The organism is Arthrobacter sp. LAPM80, from assembly GCF_046736435.1.
Taxonomy (GTDB): domain Bacteria; phylum Actinomycetota; class Actinomycetes; order Actinomycetales; family Micrococcaceae; genus Specibacter.
The window spans coordinates 292,098-308,249 of record NZ_JBCHVD010000001.1 but is presented as its reverse complement, the minus strand read 5'-3'; the positions used below and the strand labels follow the sequence as shown (position 1 = coordinate 308,249).

Genomic DNA, 16,152 nt, shown 5'->3' with positions numbered 1-16,152 from the left:
GAGCGAGGTCGGGGAGCCCGGTAGGCGCTATCGGGCGGGGGGCCACGGGCGAGCGGAGCGAGGTCGGGGAGCCCGGTAGGCGCTATCGGGCGGGGGGCCACGGGCGAGCGGAGCGAGGTCGGGGAGCCCGGTAGGCGCTATCGGGGGCCGCCCCTACCTCCCCTTGCTGGCCAGGCGGAAGTCCTTCCTTGCCTTGAAGAACGCACCGGCGGGTCCTGTGAAGCACAGGAAAATTGCGGCGATGCCCAGCAGGACCTGCACGATGGTGGCTATTCCCCCGGGCATTGTCATCCCAAAGAGCCTGCTGATGGACACAATCGCCAGGACTAGGCCGACTGTTCGCGCCCAGCCCATGCCCTTGCGGATGAAGATTCCCAGCACCACATAACATCCGACAGCCACCACGGCCACGCCAATGGCGGTAACGAGAGAAAACGTCATGATCGTGTCGATCAAGGCAGGGGTGACGCCGGAGACTTTCTGGTTTGCCAGCTGCTGTTCCACCATGTCGCGGGTCTTGCCCGAGCTGGCATCGATGACGCCGAAAATGGCTGCGATGATGCCGAAGAAGGCTGCGCCGAGGAGCAGGTAGAAAATGGTGTTCATGACGGGCGGGGCAACAGGAACCTGCGGCGGCTCATACGCAGCTGGGCCCGGGGTGTAACGTGGCATCTCGCTCATGGAGTGTGTCCTTTGCCGTCGAAGTTCGACGGCGTCTGCCGTCCCTGTCTGCCATCGAGCCTAGCTGCCGCAACGGGAGAAAAGGATAATCCTTTGGGACGATTTTGGGCTGCCGCCCGGCACCCGGGCTAAATGGTGTAGTGGACGCCCGCCACGGCCGCCGCCACATCCCCGGAGTACACTGCGCGCGCCTCGGCCACCACCTTGTTACTGTCAGTCCAGACGGGGATGTGGGTCAGCAGCAGCCTGTGCACGTTGGCCCGGGCGGCGGCCTCGCCTGCCCGCTTGCCTGTCAGGTGGACGTCCTTGATGGCGTCGTCGCGTCCCTCTTCAAACGCTGCCTCGCAGAGGAAGAAGTCCGAATCCCGTGCGGCGTCCTCCAGGCCCTGGCAGGCGTCCGTGTCCCCTGAATACGTCAATGTCACGGTGCGGTCCATGCCCGTGCCGTCGAATTCTCTCACCTCAACCCGCAGGGCATAGGCTTCGGCCACGGGGTGGTTCACTGCATAGGGGGTCACCTTGAACGGGCCCACTGTCACTGGCTCGAGCGCGGCCCAGTTTTGGAAGTCGAATTCCTCGCGCATGCCTGGGTCAAGGTCCAGGCCGTAGGCGGTGGCAAGCCTGTCGGCGGTTTCTGCCGGCCCCCACACCGTGATCCTGTCGCGGTCCCAGCCGTTCGGGTTCCAGCGCACTGCCACGTACAGGCCGCACAGGTCCATGCAGTGGTCTGGGTGCAGATGGGTGAGGAAGATCGCGTCAATGTCTTCAATGTCCATATACTTTTGTGCTGCGCCCAGGGCGCCGCTGCCCAGGTCCATCAGCACCCGCCAGGGCCGTACGCCGTCGTGCGCCGTCAACAAGTAGCAGGACGCGGGCGACGCCGGACCGGGAAAGGACCCGCTGCATCCAACAATGGTCAATTTCATGTTTGCTCCCCCGCACCTGTTCCCGGAACAGCCAGTCTGCCCACCGAATCGGCTAAAACAAAATTGGAGACGCGGCTTGAAGCCGCCCCCGACGAGTTTTCGCGTGCTGCGGCGAGCATGTCTTCGGTAATGAGGGCCAGCGATCCCGTGGGATAGTGCGCCGAAACGTGGCTGACTTGCTCCACACCGCGCACCTCCGGTCCAAGGAAGCGCCTGGCCAACACGCCAAAACTGCCTGCATCACCCGTTGAGAGGAACTGGTGTGTGGGCGCCGTCCCTGACACGCGTTCCAGATCATGAGAGACAAGGGCCCGGTAGACGTCCTTGGCCGTTTCCTCGGCGCTTGAGACAAGTGTCACCGAATCGCCCATGACATAGGAGATCACACCCGTCAGCAACGGGTAATGGGTGCAGCCGAGCACCAGCGTGTCCACCTGTGCCTGCTTTAGTGGCGCCAAATATCTTTCTGCTGTGGAGAGCAGCTCCGGGCCGGCTGTGATGCCCGACTCCACAAAACGCACAAAATCGGGGCAGGCAACCGATGTGATGCTCAGGTCCGGTGCGGCAGCAAAGGTGTCCTCGTAGGCGCGGGATCCCACGGTTGCCACAGTGCCGATCACGCCGACGTTGCCTGTGCGGGTGGCGGCCACTGCGCGCCGCACGGCTGGCTGGATCACCTCAATGACGGGGATTCCGTAGCGCGCCGTGTACCGTTCCCGGGCGTCGCGCAGCACGGCGGCGGACGCCGAGTTGCACGCGATGACAAGCAGCTTCACGCCCGAATCGACAAGCTCATCCATGACGCCGAGCGCATTGGCGCGGACCTCGGCGATGGGCAGCGGGCCATAGGGGCCCTTGGCGGTGTCGCCGACATAAAGGATTGACTCGTTGGGCAGCTGGTCGATGACGGCACGTGCCACCGTGAGCCCGCCCACGCCCGAGTCGAAAATCCCGATGGGCCTGTCCGCGACGGGTCCTTGGTGCGTTCCGGAACGTGGTGCGGGAGATGCGGCTGTGACTGCTGGATGTGTGCTCATGTTCGTTTCAACAATAGTTGCTTTGTCAGGCCCGCGGGAATGCTCCTGCGGGCGGAGCACTCCTATTTTGTGCGCTGCAGTGCCGCCAACATGGCCTGGACAAGGCTCTCCTGGAGCCACGTGACGAAGTTGTAAACGAGAGAAAGGTAACTTTCGACGTCGTCCGCGTCACCCCAGTCCTGCACCTCGTGCACCTTCTCGGCGTCTTCCTCGTCACGGATTTCGAGGCGTTCGGCGAGCACAAGCCGAACATCGTTCAGTGCCATGGCCCACAGCCTGGCGGCATCCTTCTCAAGCACCAGCTTCTCGGAGTCCAGGCCCAACGAGGCCGCGCGCAGGGCGCCAATCTTTGTTTCCCGCAGCGATCGCTCTGTGAGCTGTCGGAACTCAAGGGCGGCCTCGTCGTCGTCCTTCACGGCGTTCGGCAGGAGCCGGAGCAGTGCGGGATCGGCGGGCACGCGCACTTCCATGTCGAGGCCGATCAGGGCCGCCAGCGGGTCTTCGTGGGCGGGGGTTTCGGGCTCCAACATCGTGATGATGTCGGCGAAAAGCTTGCGTAGGAGGTTGCGCTCGGCGGGCTCGAGGTAGCCGGTGATGCCGCGACGGCCGGCGGAAAAGGCCTTAGCCACGAGGGCCGCCCTTCTGGACTGTCGCCCACAGGCCGAAGCCATGCATGGCCACCGCGTGGGCTTCCATCTTTTCCTTGGCCCCGTGGGCCACGGCGGACTTGCCCTCCGTGTGGACCTCCAACATCAATTTCGCCGCCTTTGCCTCTGGATAGCCAAAATAGGATTGGAAGACGTAACTGACGTAGCTCATCAAATTGACCGGGTCATTCCACACGATCAATTCCCAGGGGATGTCCGGGGAGATGAGATCACGCGTTGAGACTTCCCGGTCTGTTTCCGGGGCTGTGCTGACACTCATGTGTCCATTCTAGTGTTGCCCCACTAAAGTGAATTCCGTGACTACGCCATCAAGCTGGGGCCATCCCCGCACATCACTGTTCACGGACCACTATGAGCTGACAATGCTGCAGGCCGCCCTGCACTCGGGAGCCGCGCACCGCCGCAGCGTGTTTGAGGCCTTCGCCCGGCGCCTGCCCGACGGCCGCCGCTATGGCGTTGTTGGGGGAACGGGCCGTCTGCTTGAAGGCTTGGAGCGTTTCCGTTTTGGCACCGATGAGCTGAATTTCCTGGCGAACAACAATGTTGTCAACGACGAAACCCTGGCCTGGCTGTCAGATTTCAAGTTCTCGGGCGACATCTACGGTTATGCAGAGGGCGAACTTTACTTCCCGAATTCACCCATTTTGACTGTCGAATCCACGTTTGCCGAAGCCTGCATACTGGAAACGTATGTGCTCTCGATCCTGAATCACGACTCCGCGATTGCCTCCGCCGCGTCCCGCATGATCGGGGCCGCCGGCTCCCGCCCCTGCATCGAGATGGGCTCCCGTCGCACGCACGAGGAATCCGCCGTTGCCGCCTCCCGCGCCGCTGTGATCGCCGGTTTTTACGGCACCTCCAACCTCGAGGCCGGCCTGCGCTACGGCGTCCTGACGCTGGGCACCGCAGCACACTCCTTCACCCTGCTCCATGACTCCGAGGAGGAGGCGTTCCGTGCCCAAATCGGGTCGCTGGGCGCCGGCACCACGCTGCTCGTTGACACGTACGACGTCGAAGCCGCCGTCCGCAAGGCCGTAGCCATCGCGGGCCCCTCCTTGGGCGGTGTCAGGCTGGACTCCGGCGATCTGCTCGCCCAGGCGCGCGATGTCCGGGCACTGCTTGATTCACTGGGCAACACCAACACCCGCATCACGGTCACGAGCGACCTCGACGAGTTCGCCATCGCGGCACTGGCCGCGGCCCCCGTTGACTCCTACGGCGTGGGCACCTCCCTGGTGACAGGATCTGGCGCCCCCACCGCGTCAATGGTCTACAAGCTCGTGGCCCGTGAGGGCGACGACGGCGGGTTCGTCTCTGTGGCGAAGGCAGCGAAGAACAAAGCCAGCGTGGGCGGGCGCAAGTTCGCCACCCGCCGCCTGAACGATGCAGGCATTGCCACCAGCGAGGTTGTGGGAATCGGACAGCAGCCCGCCGCAGATACCAATGACAGGATCCTGCTCCAGGAATTCATGCACGACGGCGTACTGGTCCCGGGCTGGACCGGCGCGGCCGGCGTGGTTCGGGCCACCGCCCGCCACACGGCATCCATGGCCGAGATGCCGGGCACCGCACGCCGGCTCCAGCGGGGAGAGCCAGTCATCCCCACCGAATACGTACAAGCAACAGCAGCAGCGAAGTAAAGAGGAACATCCCATGGCAAAGGCCCTAATCATTGTTGACGTGCAGAACGATTTCTGCGAGGGCGGTTCGCTGCCCGTTGCTGGCGGGGCCGACCTCGCCAGCAACATCAGCGAACTGCTCGAGACCGCGCAGGACTTCGACTTTGTCGTTGCCACCCAGGACTGGCACGTCGATCCGGGCAGCCACTTTTCCGAGAAGCCTGACTTTGTGAACAGCTGGCCCGTACACTGCAAGGCCGGGTCCAAGGGCGCTGCGCTGCACCGCAACCTGGACACCGAAGATATCGACGCCTACTTCCGCAAGGGCAGGTTTGATGCCGCCTACTCGGGCTTCGACGGCCTGCTTGCGCCCGAGGACGAAGTTGCCGTGGGTGAGCGCGAGGCGCACGAAGCCGCCGCAGAAGATGGCGACGCGCCCGTGAGCCTTGACGACTGGCTGCGCGAGAACGACGTCGAGGACGTCGTGGTGGTGGGCATCGCGACCGAGCACTGCGTCCGCGCGACTGCCCTGGACGCCGTGAACGCCGGCTACAACACCACAGTCCTGCGCGACTACGTTGCCGGCATTGACGATGACGAAGCCGAAGAGGCCTTCGACGAGCTAGAGGACGCCGGCGTCGAGGTCAAGTAGACCCTCAACAACTGGCCCGCAAGGCCGGCCCATGGGCCCACGCTTGCCAGGTTCCCAAAGAATCGCGCCAGCGATTGTTTGGGCCGGCAAGTGGGGACTATTTGCGGCCGATGAACCAGTCCTGGAGCTTCTTCATACGGGTCTGTAGTTGTGCCTCGTTGGCCTGGGCCACGGCAGGCCCACCGCAGATGCGCCGCAGTTCGCTGTGCACCATGCCGTGGGGCATCCCGGACCGGGCGCTCCACGCTGAGACGTTCTTTGCCAGCTCGCCGCGCAGGTCCATCAGCATGCGGTGGTCAACCAGCGGCGGGGCCTCTGGCTCTGCCGCAGGTGCCTTCTTGCGCCGACGGGTCTGCTGGTCTGCCTGGCGCTGGCGCAGCAGCGTGCCCATCTGGTCGGCGTCGAGCAATCCCGGGATACCCAGGAAGTCCAGCTCATCATCGCTGCCGATAGCCGCGCCCGTGCCGAATTCGCCGCCGTCGAACAGCACGCGGTCGAAGGATGCCTGGGATTCCAGTGCCTCAAACTTGAACTTCTCGAGGGTGTCGGAAGCCTTTTCCTCGCGGTTGGCCTCCTCCATTTCGGCGTCCTCCTCGATGAAACCGTCGGCGTCCTTGTCGGGACGGTCAAGGGCGTGGTCCCGTTCCAGCTCCAGCTGGTTGGCAAGTTCCATGAGGTTGGGCACCGACGGCAGGAAGATCGACGCCGTCTCGCCCCTCTTGCGGGCACGCACGAAGCGTCCCACGGCCTGGGCGAAGAAGAGCGGCGTTGCCGTCGAGGTCGCGTACACGCCCACCGCAAGGCGGGGCACGTCAACGCCTTCGGACACCATGCGCACCGCCACCATCCAGCGTTTTTCACTGGCGGAGAAGGAATCGATCTTCGAGGATGCCTTCGCATCGTCGGAGAGGATGACCGTGGGTGATTCGCCCGTAATTTTCTTCAGCTCAGCCGCGTAGGCCCGTGCATCCTCGTGGTCGGTTGCAATGACCAGCCCTCCGGCGTCGGGCACGGTCCGGCGCACCTCGGTGAGCCGCTTGTCAGCGGCGGCGAGGACTGCAGGGATCCACTCCCCTTCGGGATTGAGCGCCGTGCGCCAGGCCTGCGAGGTGACATCCTTCGTGACGGCCTCGCCGAGCGTTGCCGCCATTTCCTCGCCGGCACTTGTGCGCCAGCGCATTTGGCCCGAATAGGCCATGAACATGACGGGACGCACCACGTGGTCCTTTAGTGCCTCGCCGTAACCATAGGTGTAGTCGGCCTTGGAACGCCTGATTCCGTCACGGTCCTCCACGTATTCCACGAAGGGAATGGCGGCCGTATCTGAACGGAACGGGGTGCCTGTCAAGCCCAGACGCCGCGCAGCGGGATCAAAGGCCTCCCTGATGCCGTCACCCCAAGACAGGGCGTCACCGCCGTGGTGGATCTCATCCATGATGACCAGGGTGCGGGCGGCTTCAGTTTTGGCCCTGTGCAGCATGGGCTTGCTGGCAACTTGAGCGTACGTCACCGCAACGCCAATGAAGCCCTTTCCGTGGCGCCCGTCGGCGTTCTTGAAGTTGGGGTCAATGGCAATGCCGACGCGGGCGGCGGCGTCCGCCCACTGTTTCTTGAGGTGGTCGGTGGGCGTGACAATCGTGACCCTGTTGATGGTGCCGCGGGCGATCAACTCCGTGGCGATGTGGAGGGCGAACGTTGTCTTTCCTGCACCCGGGGTTGCCACGGCCAGGAAATCCTTCGGGCTCTCCTGGAAGTACTTCTCCATGGCTTCACTCTGCCACGCACGTAGTTTCTGGGCCGTTCCCCACGCCGCACGCTCAGGGTAGGCCGGAGGCAGCGACGGGCCACCAAACAATGTTTCCGTCACGAATTCTCCGCCATCCTTGTCACATCTTTCACGCTTCCGCACCCGAATCCGGGCGCAGTGAATCAACGGCGTTGGGCCGCATTAAAACTATTTATTGTCTAAGGGCTACTTCTTGGGATCTTTCGGACCCTTGCCCTTGCCGCCCTCGGGCTTCAGTCCGTCATAGATAGCCTTGCAATCGGGGCATACCGGGAACTTGTGGGGATCGCGGCCCGGCGTCCATACCTTGCCGCATAGCGCCACAACGGGATCGCCCGTCATGGCCGATTCCATGATTTTTTCCTTGCGGACGTAGTGCGAGAACCGCTCGCTGTCGCCCGGCTCAACTTCCTGGCGCAGTTCCTCGCGCTCAATGACGGCAGTTGATCCGCCGGTCTGGCCCGGTCCGTAGTTCGGATCGTTTTCAAAGGGGTCTGGAGGCAAACTCATGATTCCATTCTAGCGTCAACGCGATCGCGACTCGCCGGGTAAACGAACAACCGCGGCGGGGAAGCTGTGAAATTCGCTTCCCCGCCGCCCCGGCCGCATATTTCCTAGACGCCCTGCCAGGTCGGCTTGTTGTCGTAGGCGTGGCGGTAGGTTGCCGCGTTGGCCAGCTTGGAGGCTGCGGCTTCGTCGATGATGATGGTGGCTCGCGGGTGGAACTGGAGGACGGTTGCCGGGCACGATGCCGACACGGGGCCCTCAACGAAGTCGCGGACTGCGCTGGCCTTGCCCTCGCCAAAGGCCACGAGGACCACGTGGCGGGCATCAAGGATGGTGCCAAGGCCCTGGGTCACGACGTGGTGCGGAACCTGGTCAATGGTGTCGAAGAAACGCGCGTTGTCCACGCGGGTCTGCTCGGCCAGGGTCTTGATGCGCGTGCGTGATGCAAGAGAGGAACCGGGCTCGTTGAAGCCGATGTGGCCATTCGTGCCAACCCCGAGGATCTGCAAGTCGACGCCGCCGGCGGCTGCGATGGCTTCCTCGTAGTGCTGGCAGGCACCGGCGATGTCCTCGGTGGAACCATCCGGGCCGTGGACGTTCTCGGCGGCAACATCCACGCGGTTGGTGAACTCGCGGCGGATGACCTCACGGTAGGACTCGAAGTGGCCGGCGGGCAGGCCGACGTACTCATCCAGGGCGAAGCCGCTGACGCCTGTGAAGCTCAGGCCGTCCTCGTCGTGGCGGCGGGCCAGCTCGTCATAGATCGGCAGCGGGGAGGAACCCGTGGCCAGGCCAAGGACGGCGTTGGGCTTGTTGCGCACTAGTGCCTCGATGGCGTCGGCCGCAAGGGCGCCAACTTCCTTGCTGCTGGGGAGGATGATGACCTCCATGAAACACGCTTCCTTTCACGGCACGCATGTGCCTGTGCTGATCCAAATTGTTGCTGGTTTGCTGATTCCACCTTAGCGACCGCCGCACTCATTCAACTAACGGTGTCAACGGTCGGCGGAGACCGCCAGCAGCAGTTCGGGGGCGCGCTCGTTGTAGGTCCTTGCCCCTCTGCGGATTCCCACACTGAGGAACACGGCACCGAGCACACTTCCCGCCACCAGTGCCAGCCAGGCGAGCAGCATCTGCCCTGTGGCGACGGCCACAATGGCCAGGATGAGTTCGGGCAGGGCCAGCACGCCAAGCCCGGCAAATCCGGCGAGTTGGACAGCGGCTGAGGCGAGCCCGTTGCCGGGGCGGGTCTTCAGGGGGCTTTCCCCGGGCAGCGGGGCGTTCATGGTGAAGTGTGCCGAGAACACACTCGAGAGCCCCAGCCCCGAGCCGACGACGCCAAGGACCAGTCCAACCGTTGCCAGCAACTGCACCATGTCCCCCACCAGGATGCCACCGACGACGGCGTACAAGAGTCCCAGCGCAAGCCCTAGCATCCCTGCGGCCAGTGCGCGGCCGGTGCGGTCGGCACTGCCGTCCACACCCGTGGCAATGTGCAGCGCGAAGGCGGTGTTGTCATAGGAGATGTCGGAGCTGATGGACCAGACAACAAGGAACGCCGCCAGGGCTCCGCCGAAGCCGAGCGCCAGGCCCAGCGGCATTCCTTCACCGGTCTGCGAACCGGCGAAAACAAAAATCAGCGGCACCAGCGGGGCAATGAGCAGCCCCGCGCTGTAGCGCGGATCCCTGAACCAGTAGGTCAGGGACCGTGCGGCAACGGCTCCTGTCGGGGTGGCAGGGAACCAGCCGAAGAAGCCAAGCGTGCCGCCTCCGCGCCGTGATCCACCGGCGTAGGCAGGGGTGACCAGGGCCCGGGAAAGGCACACCTTCCACACCCAGAGCAGGACGGCGATGGTGGCAACGGCAATCAGGAATTTCAGCGCTGCCGGGCCGTAATGGCCTTGGGCAAAGTCGGCGGGAACCGACCAGACCGCGCCCAGGGGGGTCCAGGATACCGTGGCGGCCAGGGCAGGCAGGTACTCGCGGAGGTCGTTCACACCCTGGCCAATGCTGCTGATGATGGGGCCAAGGAACATCAACGGAACAAGCAGCACGATACCGCTGGCATCCTTGAAGCGCCGCGAGGAGGCCAGGCTGGCACTGGCAGCCGTGATGGCCCGTGAGGCGGCTATGCACGTCACCGCACCCAACACACCACACATCAGGGCCAGGAGCCCCGCCAGCGGATGGCGCCACCACGACGCGGCGGTGCCGATCGAGGCCATCAGGGTGACGGCTCCGGGAATGCCAATGAAGCTAGAGACGAGCAGGCCCGTGAGCAGGGATTTCATGGGGATGGCGTAGGTGGTGAAGCGTGCGGGATCAAGTGTCATGTCCAGCCCTGCGGCCACGACGGGAATGATCAGCCAGCCAAGGATCAGGGCGGCACCTGCCAGCACCACCACCATGCCGATGAGGTCAGGCTCCCCCGCGCCCAGCGCTGCCAGGCCCGCGATGAGAAGGCCCAGCATGCCCAGCCCGTACAGGCCACCAAGGATGAGGCCCACCAATTGCCAGGGACTGCGCTTGAGTGAATTGCGCAGCAGCGCCAGCTTGAGCCTTATCAGGTGCGCAACCATGAAAGCCCCGCCTTCTCATTGCGGCCGCCGACAAGTTCAACAAACTTCTCTTCCAGGCTTTGCCCGGCACGGACCTCCTCCACCGTGCCCGCGGCCAGGACATGCCCGCCGAGTAGTCCACCACCAGGGTGCCGGCATCCTTGCCCAGGTCAAGTGCCTGAAGCAGGTCCTTCACGCGCGATGCCACTGTGTCTTTGTCCATGCCCCGCAGCAGGCCGGCGTAGCTGACGAGCTGCTCGCCGCTGAGCCTGTCAAAGAGGCGCACTCCGTCGGGCAGCAGGCCCATCCGGCGCTTGGCCTCCAGCGGCTGCCGCCACACATCCACGCCGATGACGTGGACCTGTCCGGCATCCGGGCGCAGCAGCCCAGTTGCCATGGACAGTAAGGTTGTCTTGCCTGCACCGTTAGGTCCGACGAGGCCGTAGAAGGACCCCGCGGGGACGTCAAGGTCGATGTTGTCGACAGCGACCTTTCCACCAAACCGCTTGGTCAACCCGCGGATTGACAGGGCTGCCGGGCGCCCGTCGTCTGAAGACTGCACAAAATTATTGTTCATGGCCACACCCTAACAACCCCATGCATGGCCCCAACCATCCCAAAGGATGACATTGCAGCGCGCTGCATCGGATGGCACCGGATTAACTGACGCGGGTTCCTACCCCGGCTGCGATACGCACGGTATAAGCGTGCGGGTCTCAGCCAGGGTCGGAACCCGTGAAAAGGAAGTGCTGGAAACAGCCCTAAAACAGTGCGCGCGCCAGGGCCTGGCGTGAGGCCGATACGCGCGGGTCGCTGACACCCACGACGTCGTACAGCTCAAGCAGGCGGACCCGTACGGTGTCGCGCTCGGGGCCAAAGTGCGTGCCGATGAACTTCACGAGCCGCGCCAGCGCGTCCTCAACATGTCCGCCTGTGACGTCCAGGTCAGCCACTGCAAGGACGGCCTCAAGGTCCTCGGGGTCGGAGGCGGCGCGGGTGCGCAGTTCCTCGGCCTGGAGGACGTTGATTTCGGCCGTGCGGCGCATCAGCTGCACCTGTGCCAGCCCAATCTTTGCGTCGGCATCGTTGGGCTTTTCCGCCAGTGCCTTCTCATAGCTCGCCTGTGCCAGCGCGAGGTCGCCTGCGTCAATGGCGTCGCGCGCGGCCTGGTGCAGGGGCGGCAGCGGCGGTTCCGCCGGGGCCTGCGGATCCTGCGCGCCGCCCAGGTTGCCAGTGACGCCATTGCTGGCGGCAACTTTGAGCAGTTCCTCGAGGAACTCGCGGATCTGCTCTTCGGCAAGCTCGCCTTCAAACATGGGTACGGGCTGGCCGTTGATCAGGGCAATGGTCGTCGGCACTGCCGTGACGCCGAACGCCTGGGCGATCTGCGGGCTGGTATCCGCGTCAACGCGACCCAGGGCGATCCGCCCGCCGTACTCGTTCATCAGTTTCTCAAGCACCGCGGTGACCTGGGCCGACTGGTGGGAACGTCCCGATCCCAGTGCCACAACAACGGGCACCTTCTGCGACAGCTGGACGAATTCCTGGAAGCTCTGCTCGTTGACGTCAACCGCGTAGGGCGATCCCCCGGAGGGAGCTCCCGACTGCGCCGCTGTGGCGCGGTTTTTCAGGGCTGAAAGGTCGACGGCGCCACGAAGGTTGATCCCGGGCGTTGCGTTGGGCGGCAGGGGGCTGGTTTGGCTCATGGATTCACTCTAACTGTGCCGGCCCGCGGCGATCTGACTTCTCGCCGCGGGTGAAACTTGGCACTTCGGGCTTGACCGGCCGGTAGGCTGGCAGGCTACTTGAACGTTCCGCCCACGAGGTCGCGGGTTGCGGACAGGATGGTGATTTGGGCATCCCCGGTTGCCGGCGGGATGTACATGACAACCGGTTCGGCGTAGGTCAGGGTGAAGCCCTTGGTGGTTTCCTTGCCGCCGGTGAACACTGCGGCCTCGTCGTCCACGGTCAAGGTTGCGTCCTTGTTGCTTGTCGCGTCAATGCCGAAGTTGTAGCCAACAACAACCATTGCGCCGCCGTCGGCCGTGCGCATGGATACCGCCGACGTGTTATCGGCCTTGTGGCTGAAGACGTAGCTGGCATCCTTGGCGTCGGCAACAATCTTCTTTTGGAGATCGAGGACACTTGTGACGTACACGCTGTCCTTGAAAGAGTCCTTGAACTTGCTGTCAGCCTTGGTGAGGCGGTCGCTCAGGGCGGCAATGGCGGCTTCCGGGCTCATCTTCAGGCCGCTGGTGTCATCCAACGCAACTGCCTTGGTGCCTTCCTTGTCGACGGTGGGGAAGGTCTGCCCTGGCAGCAGGGGGGTTGCCTTGATCAGCTTGTAGTTCTCCCGGGCTGACTCCTGCACCAGCGTCAGCAGCTGCGGCAGGGCATTGTTCTCGCCCTTGGTCACGATCATGGCAGAACGCGGCCAGGTTTCAGTTGTGGTGACAACCTTGGCCAGCAGCTTGGTGGCATTGACAGGCTCCGCGGCTGCCTGCTTGGGAACGTTTGAGCGGATCTTGTAGTTGGCGGTGCGGACTTCCAGCGCCATGCCCGCAACACGCGATTCCAGTTCCTTGGCGTTCTTCGCATTGTCGCCTGCGGCGACAGCCGTTGCGACCGCCGTGGCAATGCGCTGGACTTGGCTGTCAAGCAGGTTGGGGAAGCCGGGCGCGGAAGAAGCGGCGCTTGCTGTTGCGTCCGCACCGGTGGTGGCCGGCGCGGTGGCCGTACTGCTCGGCGTGGGGGCAGGGGTGGTCGAGTCGTCGGCGATGGCCGGGCCAACGCTTCCCGCCACCAGGACTGCGGCAAGGGCTGCGCCCCAGCGGGCCTTCATCTTCACGCCGGAGGCAACCGTTCGTGTGGTCGTTGCGGAGAATTCGGACGTGCCGCCCTTTTTCTTCGGAGCAGCCTTCTTTGAACCGGCCGCATTCCTGGCCTTGCCCGGCTTCACGTCTTCGCCCGTGGCCTGCGAACCGTTGCCGGCATCCGAACCGTTGCCGGCATCCGGACCGTCGCCTGGGCCGGCATCCTTCTTCGACCCAGCTTCCTGCGCTGATTCCCCGGCGCCGGGATCCTTCGCGGGCTCTTCATCCTCGGACCCGGTCTTTTGACCGTTCGCCGCGTCTGCGGCGGTCCTGGCATCTGCGGCGGCAGTGGCCTTCGGAGCGTCATTGGGCCGCTTGGCAGTGGAGCCCTTGTCAGCGGATTCATTCTCAGGCGAGTCAACGTCAGGGGCATCAGCCCTCAAGGAAAGCGGGAGCGCGGAGGTTGCATCAGCCACGACGGGCGAGGAAGTTGGGGCGCCGTCGGCCGTTGCATCCGCGTCGGTCCCTGGAGCGTCGGTCTTCTTCTCTGCGTGCTTGAGCTCGGCGATGGTTGCGGGACCGGCAGCCCTTGGGCCCTTGCGTGCGGCCACAATCTTCTCGACCTCGATGGAGCCGGTGGCGGGGTCGGCGGGCCGGACTGCTGATCGGCGTCCGACAGCGGCCGCGGCTGTTTGGGGCTTGCGCGGGGCGATCAGGAACAGCAGGGCAGCAAGGGCCAGGAGGGCCGAACCAAGGACCATGAGCGGCACGGCCCAAGGGGTTCCGGCCTTGTTGTCAACGGTGACCGAAATGTTGGTGGGGGCCGGGGCCTTACCGTCTGAGGACAGCAGCAGCGCCCAGTCGCCGTGGCCGGGGGCCTGCCACGTGTAGCTCATCTCGCCGGTGGCCTTTTCCTCGGAGACCCACATGTCCGAACCTGCGGGGTTGGGCACGGTTTCAGCGCCGGCCTTGCTCTCACTGGCAAGCGATGTGAAGTCGGCATTGGCGCCGCCGACCTGAGTGTGGGCGGCATTGCCGATCCACCCTGTGACGTCATCGACGCGGCCAACGGCCAGTTGGATGGGGCCCGCGGACTTGATGGTCAGGGTGAACTGCCCATCGCGCGTTTTAAGCAGGTCGGGGCCAATCACTGTCAGCGGCGCAGCCTTCGCGCCTGCAGGCACACTGGCAGTCAGAGACGCGGGAGGGAGCCAAATGGTGCGCTGTCCAATCCCCGTTCCCAGCACCAAGAGGCCCAAAACGGCCAGGATAATTGCTATTTTTGAACGCAAGAATTTACCTAACATCGACGGAACACTGCTGTGATCGTTAGTTCAAGGGTAACCGAACCGTTATCTTTAGGTCATTTCTCTTTGACCATTCTCACGTTTTTTATCCTGCGGCTTGACGCCCTGCATGGCCCACGCTGATACTGTCGAGTCACAATTTACCAGCGGCGGCAATCCCCGCCCCGACCCCGATCCGAAGGCAGCCACCGTGAGCACGTCTCCTAACCCCACTGAAAAAAGCCCCGTCCCGGAGGAACCGCACGCCCAGACCGGGCGAGACACTCACGACAGTTCTAGGGAGGCCGACGGCGAAATCCCTCCAGCAGACGCCACCGGGGAATCCTCCGGGGACGTGCACGCCGCTGCCGCCCCTGTGGCTGCGGCAACCGCCTCCCAGCGGGACCAGGGTCCGCCCGCGGCTTCCGGATGGCGCGAATGGGTCAGGAAGAAGCTCCGCCAGCCGCTTCCGGGCGCCCAGCCACGGGTGCGTTTTGATCTTCCTTTCGACTCCCGCGAACACAACGGCGACGGCGCTGCGGCAGGTGTTTCCGGTGCCGGCCAGCCGTCAAGTATGTTCCGCCACCCCATTTACTTTGGCTTCATGGGCACCGTCGGCGTGGGCATTGCCCTGTTCCTGAGCTACATCCTGGCCAACACCCAGTCGCTGCTGCTGTGGATTGTCACCGCCTTGTTCATCGCTCTGGGACTGGACCCTGTGGTGCGCTGGCTCGAGCGGCGGAAGGTCCCGCGTCCGCTGGGCATCGTCCTGGTGCTCGCTGCACTCCTTGGGGTTGTGGCCATCTTTTTCGCCACCCTCATCCCCACCATGGTTGAACAGACTACCCAGCTGGTGACCAAGGCCCCCGTCTGGATCAAGGATTTCCTGGATTCCGAGTACTTCAAGCAGGTGGACGTCCAGTACCACGTGCTGGACACCGTCAACGAGCAGGTTGCCAAGTTCTTCCAGGACGCGCAGGCTGTCGGCGGCATCTTCGGCGGCGTGGTCGGGGTGGGCAGCTCCATTGCCAACGGGCTCTTTGGCACGTTGATCGTGCTGGTGTTGAGCCTGTACTTCCTTGCCTCGCTGCCGTCCATCAAGAAGTGGGGCTACCGCTTGGCACCGCGCTCACGCCGGGCACGCGTAGAGGAACTGAGCGAGGAAATCACCGCCGGCGTCGGCAACTACGTCATCGGGCAGGTCTGCGTTGCTGTCATCAACGCAACCTTTGCGTTCATCGTCATGACCATCCTGAACATCCCCTTCAGCGTCCTTTTGGCCTTCGTTGTTGCCCTGTTGGCCTTCATTCCCCTGGTGGGTGGCATGATCGCAGCCGTTGTGGTCATCGCCGTCAGCCTGACGGCCGGGTGGCAGACGGCCGTCATTTACGCCATCTGCTACTTTGCGTACCTCCAGTTCGAGGCCTACTTCGTCTCACCGCGCATCATGCAGAAGGCCGTGGCCGTGCCAGGCGCCGTCGCCGTGATTTCGGTGATCGCCGGTGGCAGCCTGCTGGGAGTGCTCGGCGCGCTGATCGCGATCCCGACTGCGGCCGCCGTGATGCTCCTGGTCAAGGAAGTGTTCATCGCCCGCCAGGACAAGAACTAGCGGGCCGACA

The 16,152-nt window shown here is 64.1% G+C and carries 14 protein-coding genes and 1 pseudogene; 3 read left to right on the top strand and 12 right to left on the bottom strand.

Annotated features, from left to right (window positions below; all coding sequences use genetic code 11):
• Positions 1–153 precede the first annotated feature (153 nt).
• From AAGW05_RS01400 to clpS, 5 genes are all read right to left on the bottom strand, one after another.
• Positions 154–681: a hypothetical protein gene (locus AAGW05_RS01400; protein ID WP_411802672.1), complete on the bottom strand. Its 528-nt coding sequence runs from the start codon at positions 679–681 to the stop codon at positions 154–156.
• Positions 682–809: 128 nt separating this feature from the next.
• On the bottom strand, positions 810–1,607 hold the full coding sequence (locus AAGW05_RS01395) for an MBL fold metallo-hydrolase (RefSeq protein WP_411802671.1): 798 nt from the start codon (positions 1,605–1,607) through the stop codon (positions 810–812).
• Complete coding sequence (gene murI, locus AAGW05_RS01390) at positions 1,604–2,644, bottom strand: glutamate racemase (RefSeq protein ID WP_411802670.1); 1,041 nt, start codon at positions 2,642–2,644, stop codon at positions 1,604–1,606. The genes AAGW05_RS01395 and murI overlap by 4 nt, the downstream gene beginning before the upstream one ends.
• 62 nt (positions 2,645–2,706) lie before the next feature.
• The gene (locus AAGW05_RS01385; protein WP_411802669.1) at positions 2,707–3,273 is read right to left on the bottom strand and encodes a DUF2017 domain-containing protein; all 567 of its coding nucleotides are present in this window, start codon (positions 3,271–3,273) and stop codon (positions 2,707–2,709) included.
• Positions 3,266–3,571 carry an ATP-dependent Clp protease adapter ClpS gene (clpS, locus tag AAGW05_RS01380; protein WP_411802668.1) on the bottom strand — a complete coding sequence of 102 codons (306 nt, stop codon included), beginning with the start codon at positions 3,569–3,571 and terminating at the stop codon, positions 3,266–3,268. The genes AAGW05_RS01385 and clpS overlap by 8 nt, the downstream gene beginning before the upstream one ends.
• A 76-nt stretch (positions 3,572–3,647) precedes the next feature.
• Here clpS and AAGW05_RS01375 point away from each other — a divergent pair, with 76 nt between their 5' ends.
• Positions 3,648–4,952 (top strand): nicotinate phosphoribosyltransferase, encoded by a 1,305-nt coding sequence (locus AAGW05_RS01375; protein WP_411802847.1) that lies wholly within the window; start codon positions 3,648–3,650, stop codon positions 4,950–4,952.
• Positions 4,953–4,965: 13 nt separating this feature from the next.
• Complete coding sequence (locus AAGW05_RS01370; protein WP_411802667.1) at positions 4,966–5,583, top strand: isochorismatase family protein; 618 nt, start codon at positions 4,966–4,968, stop codon at positions 5,581–5,583.
• Positions 5,584–5,680: 97 nt separating this feature from the next.
• On the opposite strand, the gene AAGW05_RS01365 is transcribed toward AAGW05_RS01370, so the two are convergent.
• From AAGW05_RS01365 to AAGW05_RS01335, 7 genes and pseudogenes are all read right to left on the bottom strand, one after another.
• Positions 5,681–7,450: a DEAD/DEAH box helicase gene (locus AAGW05_RS01365; RefSeq protein ID WP_411802666.1), complete on the bottom strand. Its 1,770-nt coding sequence runs from the start codon at positions 7,448–7,450 to the stop codon at positions 5,681–5,683.
• 105 nt (positions 7,451–7,555) lie between these two features.
• Positions 7,556–7,879: a DUF3039 domain-containing protein gene (locus AAGW05_RS01360; RefSeq protein ID WP_411802665.1), complete on the bottom strand. Its 324-nt coding sequence runs from the start codon at positions 7,877–7,879 to the stop codon at positions 7,556–7,558.
• Between the two features lie 104 nt (positions 7,880–7,983).
• On the bottom strand, positions 7,984–8,766 hold the full coding sequence (nagB, locus tag AAGW05_RS01355) for a glucosamine-6-phosphate deaminase (protein WP_411802664.1): 783 nt from the start codon (positions 8,764–8,766) through the stop codon (positions 7,984–7,986).
• 105 nt (positions 8,767–8,871) lie between these two features.
• Positions 8,872–10,455, bottom strand: a complete 1,584-nt coding sequence (locus AAGW05_RS01350; protein ID WP_411802663.1) for a transporter — start codon at positions 10,453–10,455, stop codon at positions 8,872–8,874.
• Positions 10,440–11,011, bottom strand: a pseudogene (locus AAGW05_RS01345) (ATP-binding cassette domain-containing protein). Before AAGW05_RS01345 ends, AAGW05_RS01350 begins: the two are co-directional and overlap by 16 nt.
• A 184-nt stretch (positions 11,012–11,195) precedes the next feature.
• Positions 11,196–12,140, bottom strand: coding sequence for a tetratricopeptide repeat protein (locus tag AAGW05_RS01340; protein ID WP_411802662.1), 945 nt, complete (start codon positions 12,138–12,140; stop codon positions 11,196–11,198).
• Between the two features lie 95 nt (positions 12,141–12,235).
• Entirely contained in the window at positions 12,236–14,539 is a 2,304-nt protein-coding gene (locus AAGW05_RS01335; RefSeq protein ID WP_411802661.1) for a hypothetical protein, read from the bottom strand.
• Between the two features lie 310 nt (positions 14,540–14,849).
• Here AAGW05_RS01335 and AAGW05_RS01330 point away from each other — a divergent pair, with 310 nt between their 5' ends.
• Complete coding sequence (locus AAGW05_RS01330; protein ID WP_411802846.1) at positions 14,850–16,142, top strand: AI-2E family transporter; 1,293 nt, start codon at positions 14,850–14,852, stop codon at positions 16,140–16,142.
• Positions 16,143–16,152 lie beyond the last annotated feature (10 nt).

Excerpts from the sequence above, each read along its gene's own strand:
- AAGW05_RS01400 (WP_411802672.1), bottom strand. The coding sequence starts at position 681 with ATGAGCGAGATGCCACGTTACACCCCGGGCCCAGCTGCGTATGAGCCG.
- AAGW05_RS01395 (WP_411802671.1), bottom strand. The coding sequence starts at position 1,607 with ATGAAATTGACCATTGTTGGATGCAGCGGGTCCTTTCCCGGTCCGGCG.
- murI (WP_411802670.1), bottom strand. The coding sequence starts at position 2,644 with ATGAGCACACATCCAGCAGTCACAGCCGCATCTCCCGCACCACGTTCC.
- clpS (WP_411802668.1), bottom strand. The coding sequence starts at position 3,571 with ATGAGTGTCAGCACAGCCCCGGAAACAGACCGGGAAGTCTCAACGCGT.
- AAGW05_RS01370 (WP_411802667.1), top strand. The coding sequence starts at position 4,966 with ATGGCAAAGGCCCTAATCATTGTTGACGTGCAGAACGATTTCTGCGAG.
- AAGW05_RS01360 (WP_411802665.1), bottom strand. The coding sequence starts at position 7,879 with ATGAGTTTGCCTCCAGACCCCTTTGAAAACGATCCGAACTACGGACCG.
- nagB (WP_411802664.1), bottom strand. The coding sequence starts at position 8,766 with ATGGAGGTCATCATCCTCCCCAGCAGCAAGGAAGTTGGCGCCCTTGCG.
- AAGW05_RS01350 (WP_411802663.1), bottom strand. The coding sequence starts at position 10,455 with ATGGTTGCGCACCTGATAAGGCTCAAGCTGGCGCTGCTGCGCAATTCA.
- AAGW05_RS01340 (WP_411802662.1), bottom strand. The coding sequence starts at position 12,140 with ATGAGCCAAACCAGCCCCCTGCCGCCCAACGCAACGCCCGGGATCAAC.